Origin of the sequence: Microbulbifer sp. THAF38, from assembly GCF_009363535.1 — a bacterium.
GTDB lineage: Bacteria > Pseudomonadota > Gammaproteobacteria > Pseudomonadales > Cellvibrionaceae > Microbulbifer.
Window position 1 is genome coordinate 1,132,938 of the sequence record NZ_CP045369.1, and the last position, 21,734, is coordinate 1,154,671.

The 21,734-nt window shown below is 41.6% G+C and carries 1 protein-coding gene (only partly in view); it reads left to right on the plus strand.

Annotated elements, in window-relative coordinates:
• Window positions 1-21,734: the 5' portion of a non-ribosomal peptide synthase/polyketide synthase gene (locus FIU95_RS04890; RefSeq protein ID WP_152452051.1), read on the plus strand. The gene runs 4,873 nt beyond the window's last position; the window shows 21,734 of its 26,607 coding nt (coding positions 1-21,734); its start codon is at window positions 1-3; its stop codon lies beyond the right edge, outside the window.

Consider the following 21,734-nt stretch of genomic DNA (forward strand, 5'->3'; position numbering starts at 1 on the left):
ATGGCAGTTCAGTATTTTCCGCTCTCTCAAACTCAGCAAGATATTTATTTTGATCAATTACATTACCCAAACAACCCTTTGTATAACGTAGGCGGATATGTTCGTTTGGGAACAGTTGATGTAGATAAATTGACTAGAGCTCATCAGAAGTTGGTGATGCGTCATGATGCTTTTGGTATTCGTATCTTTTCTGACGGCGAAGGCATTCGCCAAACAATTAGCAATGAACGAACGTTGGACTTGCCATTCCATGACTTTTCTCAAGAAATTGATGCAGAAAAAAATGCAGATGATTGGTTAACGGCGTTATTTGAAACACCGCTAGAGATAGAAAATTGTGAATTGTATCGAGCAGCCGTGTTGAAAATTGCTGACGATGAATTTCGGTACATTTGTTTTGGTCACCATTTATGTATGGATGGTTGGGGCTTTGCCAACTGGATTAAACAACTGGGTGGCCTCTACAACGATGACGATACTATTATTGAAACACCGAAAAGTTGGTCCACGGTCATAGAAGAAGATGGCCAATATTTGCATAGTAAAAAGTTTGAAAAAGACAAAGAATTTTGGCTGTCTCATTGTGAAAATCTACCTGAAAAATTGTTACAACCACAGCATATTCACAGAATAGAAAATGCGAAAAAAATTCGCAGTGAAAGAGCTATTCTAGAGCTTTCAGCGCAAGAAATCGCAGCGATCGCTCAATTCGCAAAGACACATAATGTTGGTGTTAATCAAGTTTATTTGGCATTGACTGCCAATTACTTTAGTCGATTATACGACACCGACGAATTGGTATTTGGTGTACCTGCGCATAACAGAAAGAGCCATGCCCAAAAAGAAATGATTGGTGTTTTTACAAGTGTCAGTCTGTTGAAACTCGACATTGATAAAAGTGCGTCTTTTGCTGACACCTGCAAAATGATATTCAGTCAACAAAAGAAAAACTATAGACACCAGCGTTATGCGATAGGCCGACTCAAAAGTGATTTGGACGTACAAGCGGACGAAAACTTAATTTATGATGTCGCCTTTAACTATTTGCAGCTAGAAAATGACTTGGTTGTTGAAGGGCATCAAACCCAGTTAGTCTATTTAAGTCACAATCACGAAGCGACACCAATTAGCATCACAGTTTGGGCTTCTGAAGCGAACAATACTGCAGAAATTCAGTTCGACTATAGCCTTGCCTATTTTGATGCACAAGACATCAGCTTAATGAAAGCAAGATTCGCTCATTTAATTGCTTCACTCGCTGATAACGGCGATTTACCGTTAGCGCAAATCGAGGTCTTGCCGGCAACAGAAACAGCTAAACTCCGGGACTTGGCTTGTTCAAACGGTGGGTTAACTGAAACTCAGCGCGAACCTTTGTGTAGGCAGTTTGAAAAAATCGTTGCTGACCTACCACAAAACCTTGCGATCAAGTCACAAGACGGTGTCGAAATTAGTTATCAAGAGCTAAATAGTTTAGCCAATCAATTAGCGGCTTACATGATGGAGGTCGGTGTAAACGCAGGAGATCGTGTTGCCGTATGCATACATCGCTCTTGGCACAATGTATTGGCGTTGTTGGCAGCTAATAAAATTAGTGCGAGTTTTGTGCCTGTTGATCCTAATTATCCGTTAGAACGCATTGAGTATATGCTTAAGGACAGTGCGCCATCGCTGGTTATTTGCCAAGCTAGTTTGATGAGCAACGTCACTTATGATTGTGCAAACGTCATCAAAATAGATACTTTGCTTGAGAAGCTAAGTCATTACTCCGGTGACAATATTTCCGTGCCGGTAAGCGAGACTGCTCCGGCATACATTATTTATACGTCCGGCTCTACCGGTCAACCAAAAGGGGTGGTGGTTCCTAACCAGTCATTTGCAAATTATGCCAATGTTATTGAGCACGACTACCAAATAACTCAATCAGACAGAATCCTTCAGTTCTCTTCAATTTCTTTCGATATTTTTATCGAAGAAGTGTCTGCATCTCTAATGACAGGAGCAGCCCTTATATTCAGCGCAGACAACATCATGGATGCGAACGAATATTTTGTGAATCAGATTATTGATGAACGTTTAACTGTCGTTGCATTGGCAACGGCATACTGGCAGGGTTTATGCGCTGATCAAGATAGTTTAGACAAACTAAATAATAGCAATTTAAGGATTGTTAGCGTAGGTGGCGAAGCAATGTCATTTAAGGCATTGAAACAGTGGCGCAACACTATCGACAGCGATATTCGTTTGTTCAACACCTATGGACCTACTGAAGCCACTATCATAGCAAGTGTTTATGATACGGCCGAATTTTCAGGGAAACATCAGCATGTACCAATTGGGCGTCCTGCTCGTAATTCTGAGTTATATATTTTAGATAACAAATACCAACCTGTAGCGGTCGGACAAGTAGGGCAGTTATATATTGGCGGAGACAGGCTCGCACAAGGTTATCTTAATTTACCGGAAAAGACTCAATCTCAATTTGTTACAGCTGCTGACGGACAAAGGCTTTACAAAACAGGTGATTTGGTTCGATGGTTAACTGATGGAAACTTGGAGTTTATTGGTCGTACGGATCATCAAATAAAGCTTCGTGGTTACCGTATTGAACTACACGAAATCGAAAGTGCAATCCTGAGTTGTCAGGGGGTTCGTGAATGTATTGTGGTACTTGATAGTGAACCAAAACAATTAGTTGCGTACATGGTCACTGATGGGGAGCAAGAATTAATCGAGCAAGTTCAGCAACAACTGAATCAACGATTGCCAAGTTATATGGTGCCACAAGCTTTCGTAAACTTAGCGTCGATGCCGCTAACTGCAGTCGGGAAAATAGATCGCAAAGCACTACCTAAAGCAGTGGCCGTGAGGCAGTTAAGTGATCATATTGCGCCTAAATCACCAATAGAAAAAGCGCTTTGCAGTATATGGCAAGATGTCTTGGGCATCGAAAGTGTTGGTGTGCGAGATAACTTTTTTGTTATTGGTGGTGATTCTATTATGTCACTACAAGTGGTTTCCCGTGCACGTGCTGTAGGTCTGCAAATGACCGCGAAGCAGCTGTTCGAGTTTAATACTGTAGAACAATTAGCCGGGCAGGTGACGTATCAGACTGCAGAGGTTGTTTCTCAAGAAGCTCGTCAAGGTGAACAAATTTTGTTGCCAATCATGCAGCAATGGTTGGCAAGTGATTCTATCGACAAGAATCATTTTAATCAGTCTATACAGCTGCAAACCCCTAGTGATTTTAACATCGCTTTTTTAACCCAAATCGTTAATGGTCTTTGCCAACGTCATGACGCACTGAGGTTGGTATTTAAGCAAACTGCAGAGAGTTCAGAAAACTCACTTTGGTCAGCTAACTATAGTGATGTAACAGCTGATATGATTGCAGAGGCAATCAGTTACTACGACTTTACCGGGTTATCAGCTAAAGAATTCCGGACGTCAACATCAGAGATTACACAACAAGCACAACGCAGTATTTCATTTCAAAAAGGTGTTTTGTTTCGTGCAATTTACTTTGAAGGAGACGAGGGCAATAGTCGATTGTTATTGATATTTCATCATCTAATCGTTGATGGTGTTTCATGGCGTGTATTGGTTCAAGATATCACATTAGCATATCAGCAATTGTCTACCGGCAAAGATGTATTATTAGCAGCTAAAACTCACTCATTGCAGGAGTGGGGCGCGTTTTTACAGAATTATGCGCAAGGCGACACACTGTTAAATGAAAGAGCATTTTGGCTTGAGCAATTTTCGCAAGACGTACCCTTGTTGCACTTTGACGATAAGACCGTCGAAAATCGATACGGCACCGTTAAAAAGCTTAAGATTAAATTCACTAAAACGCAAACGAATGCGTTATTGAGTCAGTGTCACAAGGCATATAATACTGAAATTAATGACTTACTTGTTTCTGCACTTGTGATGGCTAATCAAGCTTGGACAGGTGCTTCAGCACTTCGCTTTGACATGGAAGGTCATGGTCGTGATGTATTAAATGGTTCGCTCGATGTTAGCCAAACAGTGGGTTGGTTTACAAGCTTGTACCCTGTGTATCTCGATATTCGAGAGAAAGAATCCATTGCTTGTGTAATCAAAACGGTAAAAGAGCGATTACGCAGTATACCAAACCGCGGTATCGGTTTTGGTTTACTGCATGATTTACTACAGGACGCTGAAATCCGACGGAGAAGACAAGTTCAACCATCAAACATAGTGTTTAACTACCTGGGGCAATTTGAACAAGCAGCTAGTGATGAACATGTATTCAAGATGGTTGACGGCCTTGCGACTGATACAGTAAGTGAGCATGCACAAAGAGAACACGAGCTAGAGTTTAATGGGCTTATCAGTGATTCAATCTTAACGTTTGAATTAGATTATAATTGCCTGCGGTTTGATAAAGCGTCGATTGAGCAATTTGCCAATGCATTCGAGAATGCCCTTGCTGACGTTATTTCACATTGTAAAAAGAAAAATCAAACCTGCTATACACCAAGTGATTTTCCTTTAGTTAAGGTGAGCCAATCACAGCTGGAAAATTGGCAAGAACAATACCCCGATATGGAAAATTTGTATGCGTCTACTGACATGCAAAAAGGGATGTTGTTTCAAAGTGAACTTGAACCGTCTTCATATTTAACGCAGCTTCATTTAGATTTGGCGACGAGCCTCAACGTTACTGCTTTCAAAGATACTTGGCGATTAATGGAAGCTCGTTATCCTATTTTACGTACCGTCTTCGTAGGCGAACAATACGATCAACTCGTTTTAGCCAAAGCAAAATCCTCTTGGCAAGAATTCAAATGGGAAGTGGATGATGTTGAATTTGAAAGTCAATTTGAAGACTTCTGTTCAAAAGACAAAGAAGAAGGTTTCGATATAAATGCCGGGCCACTGATGCGCTTTGCGCTCATCAGTAAACCTCAAGGCAACTACCGTTTCTTATGGAGTAGCCATCATGCCTTGTTAGACGGTTGGTCTGTAGCAAATCTTTTCGCTGAAGTATTTCAGGCTTATGAAGCGATAAATGAAGGGAAAGAAGTACCATTTGTGGCAACGGCCAAATTTGAGTCTTATATCAAGTGGTTACAACAACTTGATAATAATAAGGCGAGCACCTATTGGCGAGAAACACTAAATGATATTGACGGCGCTACGCGCTTGGGTGCGGAAAAAACAAATACCAATGCCATCACTCAAAGCGCAAATGTTGTTCAATCTTTTGTTGATGAAACGATTACTACAAACTTAGAACAGTTAGCAAAACAAAGTAGCACTACTTTAAGCACTATTGTTCAGGGGGCTTGGGCTTACTTGTTGCATCGTTACAGCGGCGAACAACAGGTGGTGTTTGGCGAAACGGTATCGGGTCGACCGGATTCTATCGTAGATATAGAACAAATGGTTGGGTTGTTCCTCAATTCAATTCCTGTGTGTGTCGACTTTTCAGAAGAAAAACCCTTAGTTTCATGGCTTCAAGAGTTATATCAAGAGAGCCTCACCAGAAAAGAACATGGTCATGTTTCATTAAACAAAATTCAAGAGTTGTCCCCCTTAAGTAATGACACAGCCTTGTTTGATTCATTGGTTGTCTTTGAAAACTACCCAATTGATCAGGTTGTTTCCGAGCTAAATACAGTTTTCGACTTAAGTACGTTAAGTGTTGTTGAAGAGAGTAATTTTGGTATGACAGTTCAAGTCATGCCAGGAAAGCAACTCGAATTACTCTTTAAATACGACGAAGGTAAATACTCGGCACAACATGTCGGGAGAATAGCGAGTTCAATGCAACAAATACTCTTGGGGCTTTGCAGCGGCATCGAATCTATTAGCCAACTTTCTTTGATTTCAAATGAAGATAAATCTGTTCAACAGCAATGGCATCAAATCAAAGGAGCCTACCCAAGCGATCGGACCATCCCTGCACTATTTGAAGCGTGTTTAGATGAATATGCCGATAAAACTGTTATGGTCTCAGATACAGAGTCATTAACTTATGCAGAATTAAACAAAAAAGCGAACCAACTAGCCAATTATTTACGAGAGGAAGGTGTCGGTGTAGGCAGTTTTGTTGGTATTTGTATGGATCGCGGTCCGCAAATGGTTATTTCAATGTTAGCCATTCTAAAAGCGGGTGCGGCTTATGTGCCAATTGATTCAGGCTATCCAACGGAACGCATAAGTTACATTATCAAAGATGCAAAACTGTCCGTCATTCTAACAAATAACAATACGATAGACGCGGCTTTGGTTCAGCAATGTAGTGTGATTGACTTACATTCGAGCCAGCAAGATGACTCACTCGCTCAAAAAGATATCAATAACCTAAACTTACAATTAACAGATCCTGCAGAACAACAAGCCTATGTTATCTATACCTCAGGCTCAACAGGTAAACCCAAAGGCGTAGTCTGTAGCCACTTAAACGTCATTCGATTGGTTAAGCACGCTGACTATGTTCAATTGGAGCAACAAGACATCATTGCCCAAGCATCAAACGCTGCATTTGATGCTGCCACTTTTGAAATATGGGGCGCTTTACTCAATGGTGCTTCACTTGAGTTCATCGAGAAGGAAATACTACTTGACGTCAATGCGCTAAGCACATGTTTAGCTGAGAAGCGTGTCTCAATCTTGTTTTTGACAACTGCATTGTTCAATCAAATGTCATTGATTGCCCCCGCCGGTTTTTCGACCCTCAAGTATGTGCTGTTTGGCGGTGAAATGGTGGATAATGGTGCTGTAGCCAGAATTTTCAAAGCCGGTAAACCAGAAAATTTAGTACATGTTTATGGCCCAACAGAGAATACAACGTTTAGTACACATTATCCTGTTCAAGCATTATCAGAAGAGGGTGACTATCCAATCGGAAAAGCGATAAATGGCACTTTTGCTATGGTTGTAGATTCAAACATGAATCTATTACCCACAGGCGTCACAGGAGAGTTAGTGCTTGGTGGTGACGGTGTGTCGATGGGCTATTTGAATCAGCCTGAACTCAGCAAACAGGCTTTTATTGAGCACCCTGATTTTCCAAATCAAACTTTGTATAAAACTGGCGATCTCGCACATTTAAATGAAAATGGCGATATTTTGTTTGTTGGTCGCGTCGATGATCAGGTGAAAATTCGTGGTTTCCGTATAGAGCCTAGCGAAATAGCGACAACCATAAATAATCACGAATATATCCTCGAATCTTATGTCTTAGTGAGGGGAAAAGGAGCAGATAGGCAGCTACTTGCTTATTGTGTTGCCAAAAATTCACAAGCATCCACAAGTGAGCTTGACCAAGCACTTTCAGACTGGCTAAAAGGGCAATTGCCTGAATATATGCAGCCAACTGCGTTTGTATTCATGGATAAATTGCCGATAAGTGCAACCGGTAAGATAGACCGGAAACGGTTACCAGAGCCAACGTTGAACCAATGGGTGACAAGAAATTTCGTTGAGCCTAAAACGGAAACTGAAAAAGCGCTTAGTGTGATTTGGTGTCAACTATTGAAACTAGAAAAGGTCAGCACAGACGTTAGCTTTTTTGAATTGGGCGGACATTCCTTATTAGTTGCTCACCTAGCAAGTGCCATTAGCAAAACCTTTTCTGTAGAACTAAGTATACGTGAAGTTTTTGAGGCAAATACGATAGTAGACTTGTCAAAGTTGATTGATGGTAGTGCGCCGAAGAAACAGGCAAACATCACTATTGTTTCAAGAGATGAGGCTATTCTGGCGTCATTTACGCAGCAGCGCTTATGGTTTATCGATAAACTCGAAGGCGGCAGTCACTATAACCTACAGAGTGTTTATGAGCTCGATGGAGACTTTGATAGTGTTTGTTTTGAGCATTCGCTAAACGCGCTCATAGAAAGACATGAGGTGCTCAGAACTACGTTCAGTGAACGCGAAGGACAAGTTTATCAAACTATCCAACCTTTCAATCGTAAGGCGTTTGCTTTAGGTCGCCACCAAGTGACAGGGCTAAATCGAGATGAAGTGATAGTTGAGATAGAAAGGATTGCTTATAAACAACAAGTTCAGCAGTTTAACTTAACTCAAGATTTAATGATCAGAGTAGACATCGTAGAAAGTGATCACGATCTTAATGCATTGGTCATAACCGTGCCGCATATAGCGTTTGATGGCACAAGTTTAAGTATTTTTACAAGAGAGCTTAGCCAACTTTACAGTGCTTTTGTAAAAGGCGCAGATAATCCACTTATGCCACTTGATATTCAATACGCGGATGTCGTTAATTGGCAAAGGGAGGTTTTATCAGGAGAGATACATAAACAACAATTGAGCTATTGGCACAACCAATTAAATGGTTTACCGCCTGTTCATCGCTTATTACTTGAAAATGAACGTCCACAAAAACAGGTCTTCGTAGGCTCCGAATACTGTTGTCGTTTAAACAGAGATTTATCCCAACAACTAAAAGGTTTTGCTCAACAACAAAAAGTAACCTTGTATATGTTGTTGCAAACTGCCTTTGCAGTGCTACTTGGCCGTTATTCTGATGAACATGATATTGTTATGGGGACGCCTATTGCGGGGCGTAATCATGCTGATGCTGACCCACTCATCGGTTTTTTTGTCAATACATTAGTACTTCGTACGAACTTGGCGGGAGAGCCAAGCTTCGTTTCATTACTAGAAAAAAACAAGCAGCTCATTTTAGATGCCTATGCCAACCAAGACTTACCGTATGACGCAATCGTTGATAACTTAGTCGCTCAACGCAGTTTATCTCACAATGATTTGTATCAAATCGTCTTTACCGTTGAAAACTACGAACCCGGTATTTTTGATCTACCAAAACTAACGTTGAAGCCAATTGAGTTTGAAAATAAACAACATAGTCCTGACTATGACTTAGGTTTGCATGTGACAGACATAGAAGATGGGTTGCAATTGGTCTGGGACTTTAACAGTACATTGTTTAGCCGTGTCACCGCTCAAAGGTTGGCAAGCAGCTTTGAAGTACTGCTAACTGAGATACTTAAAGCACCACAGCAACCCATTAGTTTGCTGCCTTTGATGGATGATAAACAAGCAAGCATCATTGAGACTAAATGGAGTCAATACAAAACGGATCTGGTTGATAGTAAAGGGACCATTTTCGTAAAAGAAAAGTCTGGTTTGCTTGCTCCGATAGGGGTAGTGGGTGAATTGCATGTCGGTACTGACCAGTCTTTGGCAACGGCGACTAAAACAGGGGTGCTGGCCTATTGGTTACCAAATGGTGAATTAGTATATGTCGGTAAACGAGACGATCAAGTACGCCTAAATGGCTATGAATTCAACCTCGCACAAGTAGAAAGCATTATCACGTCTTTTAGCGGTGTTAGTGTTGCAAAAGTTGTGCTTGATGATAACAGCAATCTTGTGGCGCATATTGAAACCACTGCAGAAATCAAAAATACATCAGGATTTGTGACGACGCTCAACCAGTGGCTAGTGACAAGGGCTGAAGTGCAAATGATACCTGAGGGGTACGTCCTAAATCACTCATCATCAATCTCCTGGTTGAAAGATTGTGAAAGCCAAGTGCCACAATCCCAAACACAACAGAAGCTGATAAAAATTTGGACTAAGTTACTAAACGTTGATCATGTAAGTGCTAGCGACAACTTTTTTGCGCTAGGTGGAAATTCACTTAGTGTCGTTTTACTCGAAATGGAAATCATGGCGCAGTTTGCAGTTGAAGTGTCTGCCATGGAGTTATTTGAAAACTCGAACATAGCACTTCAAGCAACATTGATCGATTCAAAGGTCGCTACTGCAAATGTTCCTTCGTTATCAATTGCACCCGTTGCACGAGAACTCGATTTGCCATTATCTTTTGCTCAACAGCGACTATGGCTGGTCGATCAACTTCAAGGTAGTACACATTACAATGTTCAAAATGTATTACGGCTCAAAGGTCATTTTGATTTTACGGCCTTTGAAAAAGCGCTTCAGCATTTAGTGCAGCGTCACGAAATATTGCGAACATGTTATGTAGAGAAAGACAATCAAGCGCGACAGGTTATACAAGCAGCGCCAGAATTCGAACTCAGGCAGGTTACGTTAAGTTCAGCCAATAACTATCAGGAAGTTAAGCAATATATTGAAGAGGAAGTGACTCAACCATTTGACCTGTGTAATGACATTATGGTGCGAGCGCAAGTCATCAACCTAGAGGACAATGAAAATCTGTTGGTGTTAACGATTCACCATATCGCATTTGATGGTGTCTCACTTGAAACCTTTACAAAAGAATTAGCAACGCTCTATCAAGCATGTTTGCATCAGGAGAAGCCTGAGTTACCTGCATTGGCAATTCAATATGCTGATTTTGCACAATGGCAGCGTGATTGGTTGTCGGGTGACACCTTGGATGAGCAGTTAAACTTCTGGCGAGAGTATCTGGGTGATTTGCCTACCGTCCATAACTTACCGTTAGATAAGGCTCGACCGTCTCAGCAAACCTATAATGGCATTGCGCATACAGCTTTGATAGATGCTGCGTTAAGTAAGCAAGTTAGGCAGTTTTGTCGAGACCACGATGTTACGCTATTTGTCTTTTTACAAACAGTGTTTTCGGTCTTGTTATCCGGCTATTCGAATGAGCAAGATATTGTCATTGGTAGCCCTGTCGCAAGCCGCACCCAACCTGAAATCAAGTCGCTCATCGGTTTCTTTGTAAATACACTGGTGCTTCGAACTGACTTAACCGGCAACCCTGAGTTTAAAACGCTAATGGCGAGACAAAAATCGCAACTTGTTAAAGCGTTTGAACATCAAAATATGCCCTTTGAAGTGTTGGTGGATGACCTTAAACCTGAGCGAAGCACTGCTCATAATGCTTTGTACCAAATTGTTTTTGCTGTGCAAAACTTTGAGCATGGTTCCTTAGATTTAGGTGAACTAACACTGGAACCTTTTGAATGCGACGATGTTCAGCTCAACGTGGATTATGAGCTTGGATTACACGTAACAGAAAAAGGGTCGGAGATAGAATGTTATTGGTCATGCAATACTTCGGTGTTTACGTCAGAGACGCTCAGACGTTTTGCCGACTCTATGCAAACTCTGTTAAGAGGTATTTTGGCTAATCCTCAATCTCATATCCAATCGTTACCTTTATTAAGTGCTGAGCAAGAGCAATCAATCGTTCAAGATTGGAATCATTCTAACGTTACATTTGACCGCAATTCTGGGATTTGTGACTTGTTCGAGGAGCAAGTGGCAATCGAGCCTGACAAGATTGCGGCTGTTTTTGAAGACAGTGCAATAACTTATCAAGAGCTAAATGAGCAGGCTAATCAAGTAGCGGGCTTCCTTTTGGAGAATTATGTAGGCCAAGGCAGTGTTGTTGCGCTTTGTGCAGACCGCTCTTTAGACATGCTCGTAGGGTTATTGGGTATTTTAAAAGCGGGCGGCGCCTATTTACCAATCGACCCGAATTTACCGGAAGAACGCATTGATTTTATGCTTGACGATGCGAATGTTGAACTTGTCTTGACGACAAGTGAACTGATGGCAGATTTGGATTTTGATGATCTTAAGGTTCTACCACTCAATGCAAATATGCGTGCTCGTTTACTGGCTCGTTTCAGTTTGAACAACCCGGAATCTTCGCAGCGAACTGGTGAGCAACTTGCTTATGTTATGTATACCTCGGGCTCGACCGGTCAGCCTAAAGGGGTGATGGCAAGTCATAAGAATGTGGTGCGATTAACAACCGGTGCGCACGAGTACATTGATATTGAAGAACCGCTAAGAGTGTTGCTTGCAGCGCCTATTTCATTTGACGCCGCAACGTTTGAAATATGGGTGCCGCTACTTAACGGTGGCACTGTTTGTTGTTATCCGCATGATATAGTAGACGTTAATCTTATTAACAATACGATTGAGCAGCACCAGGTAAATTTAGCATGGTTGACTGCCGGTTTGTTTGACATCTGGGTTGACGCTAAAGAGACGCCACAAACTCCGCTACGTACGATAATTACTGGTGGAGATGTTGTATCGGCAAAATCAGTTAAACGTCTTTATGATAGTCATGCCGAAATTACTGTTGTTAATGGTTACGGCCCAACAGAATGTATCACTTTTGCCTGTTGCTATGTCATTCCTCGTGATATCAAGGCTGATCAGTCATTACCTATTGGTAAAGCCATAGCAAATACTGCTGTCTACATCTTATCTGAAAAAGGAAACCCTTTGCCAATTGGTGCAGTGGGTGAATTGTTTATCGGTGGAGATGCCGTTTCGCACGGGTATTTGAACCTAGAGTGCTTAACAAGTGAAAAGTTTATAGATGACCCATTTTGCAATGATGATGTAGCTAGGATGTACAAGACTGGTGACCTCGGTCGTTGGTTGCCATCAGGCGAAATCGAATATGTTGGACGAATTGACCAACAAGTAAAAGTTCGTGGATTCAGAATAGAGCTAGGTGAAATTGAGCAACAGCTAAATACTTGCTCAGGCGTTAAAGATTGTGTTGTTACTTATCATAACAGCAGTTTTTTAGCTGCCTATGTTGTGCTAACTGACGATCATCAAGATGTCGATGCTGCTCAATTGAGTAAACTCTTAAAGGCAAAACTGCCTGAGTATATGGTGCCAAGTGCTTTTGTAATTATTGATGAATTAACACTAACCTCGAACGGGAAAGTAAATCGTAAACGCTTACCAGAGCCTGAGTTTAACGATGTTAAAGAATTAGAATATGTTGCACCAGAAACTGAAATTGAGCAAAAGCTTAGTGTCATTTGGTCCGAGTTACTATCGGTAGAAAAGCCCTCTATCGACATACCATTTTTTGACATTGGTGGTAACTCGTTACTTGCTATGAGCTTGACGATCGAGATTAACAAAGCGTTCTCAGTAAATATTGCGCTACGAGATATTTTTGAGCACAGTACAATCGCTTTGATGAGTGCTTTGATTGAAAATGCAAGTACTATTGAACACATTAGTATTGGCAAGGTTTCCCGTGAACAATCATTGCCTCTATCATTTGCTCAACAACGACTTTGGTTTATTGATAAATTAGAAGGAAGCACGCATTACAATATGCCAAGCCCTCTAGTTTTCAGTGCAGATTTAAATTTTGCCTGTCTTGAAAGAGCGCTTGCAACACTTGTTAAACGCCACGAGGTGTTGAGAACCAATTTTGTGGAAATGAATGGCCAAGCAAGCCAAATCATTCGTGAGAATGTTGATTTCTCTTTGCCACGTTCTTCTTTGATTGAATTAACTTACCAACAACAGCAAGAAAAACTCGAACAACTTGTGCAAGCTGAAATTTCACTAGCATTTGATTTGAGTCGTGATCTTATGTTGCGAGCGAAACTGGTAACAGTGAATACTCAGGAAGGTAATCTTGAACATGTATTATTGTTGGTGATCCATCATATTGCGTTTGATGGTTGGTCAATGGGTATTTTTACCGATGAGCTGAACCGTCTGTACAATGGGTTTGTCAATAACCAAACATTGCTGTCAGAACCACCATCATTGCAATACGCTGACTACGCGAGCTGGCAGCGTAAATGGCTTGAAGGAGAGACACTCCATCAAGGGTTAACTTACTGGTCTGAACAATTAAAGAATCTGCCGCCTGTCCATAGTTTACCTTTGGATTATCAAAGACCTAATCATCAGTCTTTTTCGGGAATTACTCATAAGCAGCCACTAGATGGCGAATTGTACAACGCCATAAATAAACTGTGTAAAGCAAAAGATGTAACATTGTTTATGATGTTGCAGTCGGCCTTTTCGGTTTTAATTGGCCGTTATTCAAATGAAACTGATATTGTACTAGGTACACCAACTGCCGGGCGTAATCACAAAGATCTTGAATCAATGATCGGTTTCTTTGTGAACAATCTAGTGCTGCGTAGTAATCTGGATGACAACCCAACATTTAGTGAACTGTTGGAGAAAAATAAGAAACGGATTCTAGACGCCTACACCTATCAGTACATTCCATTTGAAATTCTGGTTGAGGAACTTAAACCTGAACGAAGCATGAGCTTTAGCCCTCTGTTCCAAATAGTGTTTGCCTTGCAAAACTTTGAAAAAGGTGAGCTTGATCTGACGGGGGTTTCAACACGACCTTACGAGAGTGAAGATAATCAACTGACACCTGACTTCGAACTGGGCTTACACGTCAATTTTGACGGTGGTAATGTTGTTTTTGATTGGTCTTGTAATACGGCTGTTTTTAGTGAACAGACGCTCAAACGCTTTGCGAATAGCATGGAAGTTTTATTACGAGGAATTGTGACTAATCCGGAGCAAAACATTCAGTTTTTACCAATACTAGGTGAAGTAGAGCGTGATTTTCTTGTCTCCACGCTGAATGATACATATGTGGACTACGATAGACATCAATGCATTCATGAACTCATTGAAAACCAGGCTCTAAATAATCCAAATTTGTCGGCAGTCACCTACGGTCGTGAAAGTTTAAACTTCGCGCAACTAAATGAGCGAGCCAATCAACTGGCTCATTACTTAAGGGAGCAAGGCGTTAAATCAGGCGACTTGGTTGGGCTGTGTATTGAGCGCTCAATCGAAATGGTTGTAGGCCTACTGGCTATTCTCAAATCGGGTGGTGCTTATGTGCCATTGGATCCGAGCTATCCTGTAGAACGATTAAATCATATGCTCGCTGATTCCAAAACCAAGTTGCTTGTTACTCAACGGAATGACTTTACTGAATTCTTATTTGCCCAAAATACACAAAAGATATTTGTTGAAGATATTGAACAGTGGATAAGTCAAGACTCTAGCAATATCTGCAAACAAACAATAGGTCTGTCTTCTCGTGATTTGGCCTATATGATTTACACCTCAGGTTCGACAGGTAAACCGAAAGGGGTGATGGTTGAGCATCAAAACGTGCTTAATTTCTTTACAGGGCTGAATCAACAGTTTGGCACATCAGGCAACCAAGAACACTGGCTTGCGGTTACCAGTATTAGTTTTGATATTTCTGTATTAGAGCTCTTTTGGACACTAGGTAATGGTCAGAAGGTCGTCATTCAACCGGATCGTCCTGTACCGGTAGAAAACACGCGCTCTCTCGATTTTAGTTTGTTTTATTTTGCGGCCGAAGAAGCAAAGCAGCCTGGTGAGAAATACAAACTGTTGCTCGAAGGCGCAAAATTTGCCGACGAACACGACATGGCTGGCATTTGGGTTCCCGAACGTCACTTTTCAAGCTTTGGAGACCCGTTTCCAAATCCTTCTGTCGCAGCAGCAGCAGTTGCAGCGGTAACAAAAAACATAGCGTTACGCTCAGGAAGTGTGGTGTTACCACTACACGACCCTATTAGAGTCGCAGAAGAATGGTCAATGGTAGACAATATTTCAAATGGACGTGTTGAGTTATCTTTAGCCTCTGGCTGGCATCCAAATGACTTTGTACTGGCGCCCGGCGATTATCACACGCGCCATGAAAAGCTCCATAAAAATACACAAATATTAAAAGACTTTTGGCAAGGAAAACCGTTGCTCCGCACTAATGGTGTAGGTCAAGAGGTTGAAGTGTGCTTACATCCGCAGCCAATACAACCCAAACTACCAACTTGGATAACAGCCGGCGGTAATCCCGAAACATTTAGACAAGCTGGTTTAACAGGCGCTCATTTATTAACACACTTGTTGAACCAAGGAAAAGAAACACTTGCAAATAATATAAAGGTTTATCGTGAAGCCAGAATTGAAGCTGGCTATGACGTAGAACAGGGCAAAGTAGCTGTGATGTTACACACATTTATCGGCGATGATTTGGATGAAGTAAAACAAATCGTTGAAGGCCCGTTTAAAAACTATTTGCGTCAATCCATCAATCTATTGCAACCATTGGCCGAGCAAGCAGGTCTCGATCTAGATAAAGATCTAGATACCTTGTTAGATATGGGGTTTGAACGTCATTTTCAGACAAGTGGTTTGATGGGAACACCTGATGTTTGTATGCGTCAATTACAAGAATTGCAAGATATAGGGGTTACGGAGATTGCTTGTCTTGTTGATTTTGGCATCGACCATCGAATGACCATTGAACACTTACCTAAGCTGTACGAATTACAACAAAAAGTAAGACAAGTAGCAGGTCAGCAAAAATGGTTAGCCAAACGACTAGAAAATGACTGGTCATTGCCAGACTTTATTGAAGAGCACGGTATTACACATCTACAGTGCACGCCTACATTTGCTCGAGAGCTCGCTTTAGATGAACGAGGTACGCATGCATTAAGGCAGCTAAAACAACTATGTGTTGGTGGTGAAGCCTTGACGACAGAACTTGCAGATTTGGTGTTAAATCACTTGCAAGGAAAGATGTTTAATATGTATGGCCCTACCGAAACAACGGTGTGGTCAGCTATTTCTGAAGTTACATCTCAACATATTGAGCTTGGCAATCCTATTGCAAATACATCGTTTTTTGTTGTGGATAAGTTTAACCAGTTGGTACCAAAAGGCGTTGCCGGAGAGCTATTAATTGGCGGCGATGGTGTTACACGTGGTTATCATCAGCGCGATGAATTAACGATTACTAAATTTATTGCAAATGGATTTGATTTGCAGGTATCCCCGACAAGTAAACTCTATAAAACAGGTGACCTGGTACGCTGGTTACCGGAAGGTGGTATCAGATTTCTGGGTCGAATTGATGAGCAGGTTAAGGTACGTGGATTCCGAATCGAATTAGGCGAAATTGAAACCTGTATACTCAAGAACAGCCAATTTTTAGAAACTGTTGTGATTGCAAGGGGGGAACCTAAACGTCTACTGGCTTATGTCGTTGCTAAGGCGAATTATACGGTTGATTATAATGAGCTTCGTGGACAATTAAGGAGCTTTTTGCCTGAGTACATGATTCCTTCGGCGGTTGTTCAATTGGCGGAATTACCACTAACACCAAATGGCAAGATTGACCGAAATGCATTGCCTGATCCGGAAACTCAACTGACAGGTTATGCACTTTACGAAGAGCCCAAAACTGAAAACGAACGCTTATTGTGCGATGTTTGGCAGTCGGAGCTTGGTATAGAAAAAGTCGGCGTAACAGATAATTTCTTCTCTATTGGTGGAGACTCGATTTTGTCCATACGGGTCATCGCTGCTTGTAATCGCAGAGGGATAGGCCTTGCTACACGTCAACTATTTGAGCATCAAACGATTCGTGAGCTTGCAAAGCAAATTGGTACGCAGTCAACTGTTATTGCACCTCAAGAGGCAATTGAAGGGCAGCAGGTACTGTTGCCGGCGCAACGTTGGTTCTTAGAAAATGGCGATAACATTGACCGTTCCCATTACAATCAATCTTTGCTGCTAACCGTACCAGCTGAGTTTAATGTTGGTCAGTTGGTATCCTTGATTTCAGCAATTTATGAGCGTCATGATGCATTGCGTTTGCGTTTTGCACAATCCTCTGAAAATACTGAACCAGCTAACTGGCAAGCGCAGTATGTGCCGCTTGAGACCGCTTTGATAGAAGCCTCTGTCAGCATGGAACATGTGGTCGCTAACAATGAAGAGCAATTTTTACAGGCATTGGCTGAAAAAGGTGAAGGCATACAAGCAAGTTTGTCGATAGAAGACGGGCCGTTAATGCGAGCAATGCTGTTTTCATCAGAACATTTTGGCTCACGTTTGTTATTAGTACTACATCATTTAGTGGTCGATGGTATTTCATGGCGGAGTCTATTAACTGACTTAAACCAAGGCTACTCGCAATTAATTAGCGGGGAGCATGTCTCTTTGTCTGAAAAAACCTCTTCGTTACAACAATGGGGTGAGTTCCTATCACAATATGCTCAAACAGAAGAAATCAAACAAGAATGTGAATACTGGCTCGAGCAATTATCGATTCCGGTTGCACCACTAGCACCAGGCAATCAAGAGGTAATTGACAACACAGTTGCAACAACCTCTCATGTTTCTTTTACACTTGATACAGACCAGACAACGGCGCTACTAACAGACAGCAATAAGGCATACCGCACGGAAATTAATGATTTGTTACTTGCAGCATTATTGTTTGGGATAGGTCAGTGGACCGGCGAATCGGCGATAAGAATCGATATGGAGGGGCATGGTCGTGAAGCAATGGACGCGACTATTGATCACAGTGATACCTTAGGCTGGTTCACGAGTATTTATCCATTAACACTACATTGTGAAAGTACAGCTGATATTGCTCAACTGATTATTGCAGTAAAGGAGCAGATTCGTCAGGTGCCGAAAAAAGGCATTGGTTATGGACTACTGAAGTATTTGGCTCGCGATGAGGCAATTATTAAGCAGTTTCGAGGAAATGAGTCTGCTGTCATTTTTAACTATCTCGGACAAGTTGATCAGTCTGCCGGAAGCGACAATTTATTTAGTATTGCTGACGAAGAAGCCGGGAACATTATCAGCCCAAGACGTCAACGTGAACATCAATTGAGCATTATTGGCAGTGTGTTAAATGGCCAACTAACTTTTACTGTCGCGTACAACGGTAAGCAATACAGCAGTAGCGACGTTATGGCATTCATTGACGGCGTTAAATCAGGCTTAGTCAATATCATTGGGCATTGTTCAAGCAGTGACGGTTGTTATACGCCTAGTGATTTCCCAATGGCTAATGTTGAGGTGTCAGCACTGCAATCATTGCAACTGGATTATCCCAACTTACAGGATCTTTACCAGTCAACGCCAATGCAACAAGGTTTGCTGTTTCACAGTTTGATGGATAAATCAGCCTATGTCACCCAGTTGTACTTGAACGTTTCAGGAACACTTGACGTAGAAGCCTTTAAACAAGCATGGCATCAAGTTGTTCAACACTATGATGTATTTCGTACTGTTTTTGTTGGTGAAGAAATGCACCAGTTAGTGCTTGCGGATGGCCTGCTGGACTTTACCGTTGAAGATCTACGAGGTTTGGATACTGACACGCAAATCGAAAGGTTCGAAAAATACCGTTTAGCGGATAAGCAAAGAAGTTTTGATATTCAAGCTTTACCATTATTGAGGTTATCGTTATTTAAGTTAGACGATGAGACCTCGAGAATGTTGCTTTCATACCATCACGCGGTGATGGATGCGTGGTCACAAGCGATTGTACTCAAGCACGTCATGCAATGTTATGAAGCAAATATTTCAGGTGGTAAAGCGACGTTACCTGCATTAATCCCTTATCGTAATTATATTCAATGGTTAGAGGAGCAAGATAAACCTGCGGCGCAACAATACTGGCATCAGGTTTTGGGTGACTTCGAATCTCCTAATGAAATTGGCATTAATCAACTCATTGTCAACAATAATGAGGAAGGACCTGGCTATAAAGAGGTATTCCTTTCGGAAGAAAAAACGGCAGCACTTCAAGCATTAGCTCAATCTACACATACAACCTTGAACACGGTTATTCAAGCAGCGTGGGGCTATCTAATCCATCGATATAGCGGCGATGATAAAGTCGTTTTTGGCGAGACCACTGCCGGCAGACCTGCAACATTATTGGATGTAGGTCAGATTGCCGGTTTGTTTATTAACACATTACCTGTAAGGCTCGATTTTGATCGAAATATCGAGGTAGCAGAGTGGTTGCAATTGGTTCATAAACAAGGCGTAGAGCGAGAGTCTTATAGCTATTTACCATTACTTGAAATTCAAGATTTAAGCGGGATAGAGAAAAATACTTCATTGTTTAATACATTGTTTGCGTTTAACCATTTCCCAATTGAAGAAGCCGTTGAAGACGACGATAGTGCCCACGGTTTGCGTTTTACGGACTTTGGCGACGATGAACAAACAAACTATCAATTGTCATTCAGCGTGGCGGTGAGTGAGCGATTAGAATTCTCTATCGATTACAAAAAAGAGGATTTTTCTGAAGCAACAATAGACAAGCTGTTTGAGCATATGGAAACCATATTGGATGGCATGTTGTTTGGCGGGCATCAAAAGGTCGCGAACTTACCAATGCTGACAAACGGCGAAATACAGCAGTTTGAAGCGTGGAATAATACCGTCAGAGGATATGATAGTAGTACTTGTATTCATCAACTATTTGAACAATTAGTTGAGCAAAATCCGGAAGATATCGCAGCCGAATATTGTAATGAAAAAATAAGTTATAAAGCACTAAATTCTCAGGCAAATCAGGTCGCGCACTTCTTAATGGAGAACGGAGTAGTAACCGATTCTTTAGTGGCTATTTGCTTAGATAGATCACTCGATATGCTTGTTGGTATGTTAGGTATCCTCAAAGCTGGTGGCGCTTATTTGCCAATGGATCCGAACCTTCCAGAAGAACGCATTGACTATATGCTCGATGATGCAGGAGTTGAACTTGTCTTAACAAACAGTGATTTAATGAGTCAGTTGGACTTTAGCGACTACAGAATTCTACCGCTAGATAGAGGTATTAGATCTAAGTTGCTTGCGAAGTATGAATCGATAAATCCAACCATTACATATTCTTCGTCACAGCTTGCATATGTTATTTATACCTCGGGTTCAACCGGCCAACCTAAAGGTGTTATGGCGACACATAAAAATGTTGTCCGCCTTACACATGGTAGTCAAGATTATATTGATACTAGCGTTAAACCACGTGTTCTGGTTGCCGCGCCAATATCCTTTGACGCTGCAACATTTGAAATTTGGGTGCCATTGCTACTGGGTGGTACAGCGGTTTGTTATTCACATGAAAAAATTGATATCGTCCTGATCAATCAAACGATCGTTGAGCACAATGTTAATACAGCGTGGTTAACATCTCGATTATTTGATTTGTGGGTAGATAGCCCACAATGTGCAAACACACCACTAACAACGATTATTACCGGTGGTGATGTAGTTTTAAGTAAGTCAGTCAAGCAACTTTACGACGTCAACTCAAATATTCAGGTGGTGAACGGCTATGGACCTACTGAGTGTGTGACGTTTGCATGTTGCCTTCCTATCGCACGAGACTTTGATGCAAACCAATCACTGCCAATAGGTCGAGCTATTGGAGATACCCTAGTATATGTCTTGTCAGAAGATCTGAAGAGACTGCCGGTTGGGGCTGTTGGTCAATTGTATATTGGTGGTGATGCGGTAGCACGTGGCTATTTGAATCAGCAACAACTTACAAATGATAAGTTTATTGATGATCCTTTCTCATCAAGAACTGATACACGAATGTACAAAACGGGTGATTTGGTTCGCTGGTTACCACAAGGGCACATTGAGTATATCGGTCGTGTTGATCACCAAGTGAAATTAAGAGGCTTCCGTATAGAGCTGGGTGAAATCGAGCATCAGTTGTCAACGTGTCCTGGTGTCAAAGACACAGTTGTTCAATTGCTTCAAGGTAAAGGTGATGATACTAAGCGTTTAGTAGCATATGTGAATCCCGAACCAACGATTGATGCCAGTGATGAACGTAAACTAATAGATACCTATCGTGATTATCTAAAAGATAGGTTACCGGACTATATGATGCCTGCAGTGTTTGTTGTTATGTCGGTAATGCCGCTAACAGTGAATGGCAAGATCGATCGTAAAGCGCTTCCGGCACCGTCAGAAGAAGCTATTCAAAAAGTCGCATATGTGGCGCCAACGAACGAATTAGAGTCGGCTATTTGTGAGGCGTTTGAACAAATTCTTGGTGTGAATCAAATCGGCATCGAAGATAATTTCTTTACGCTAGGTGGTGATTCCATCATGTCAATTCGTGTGGTGGC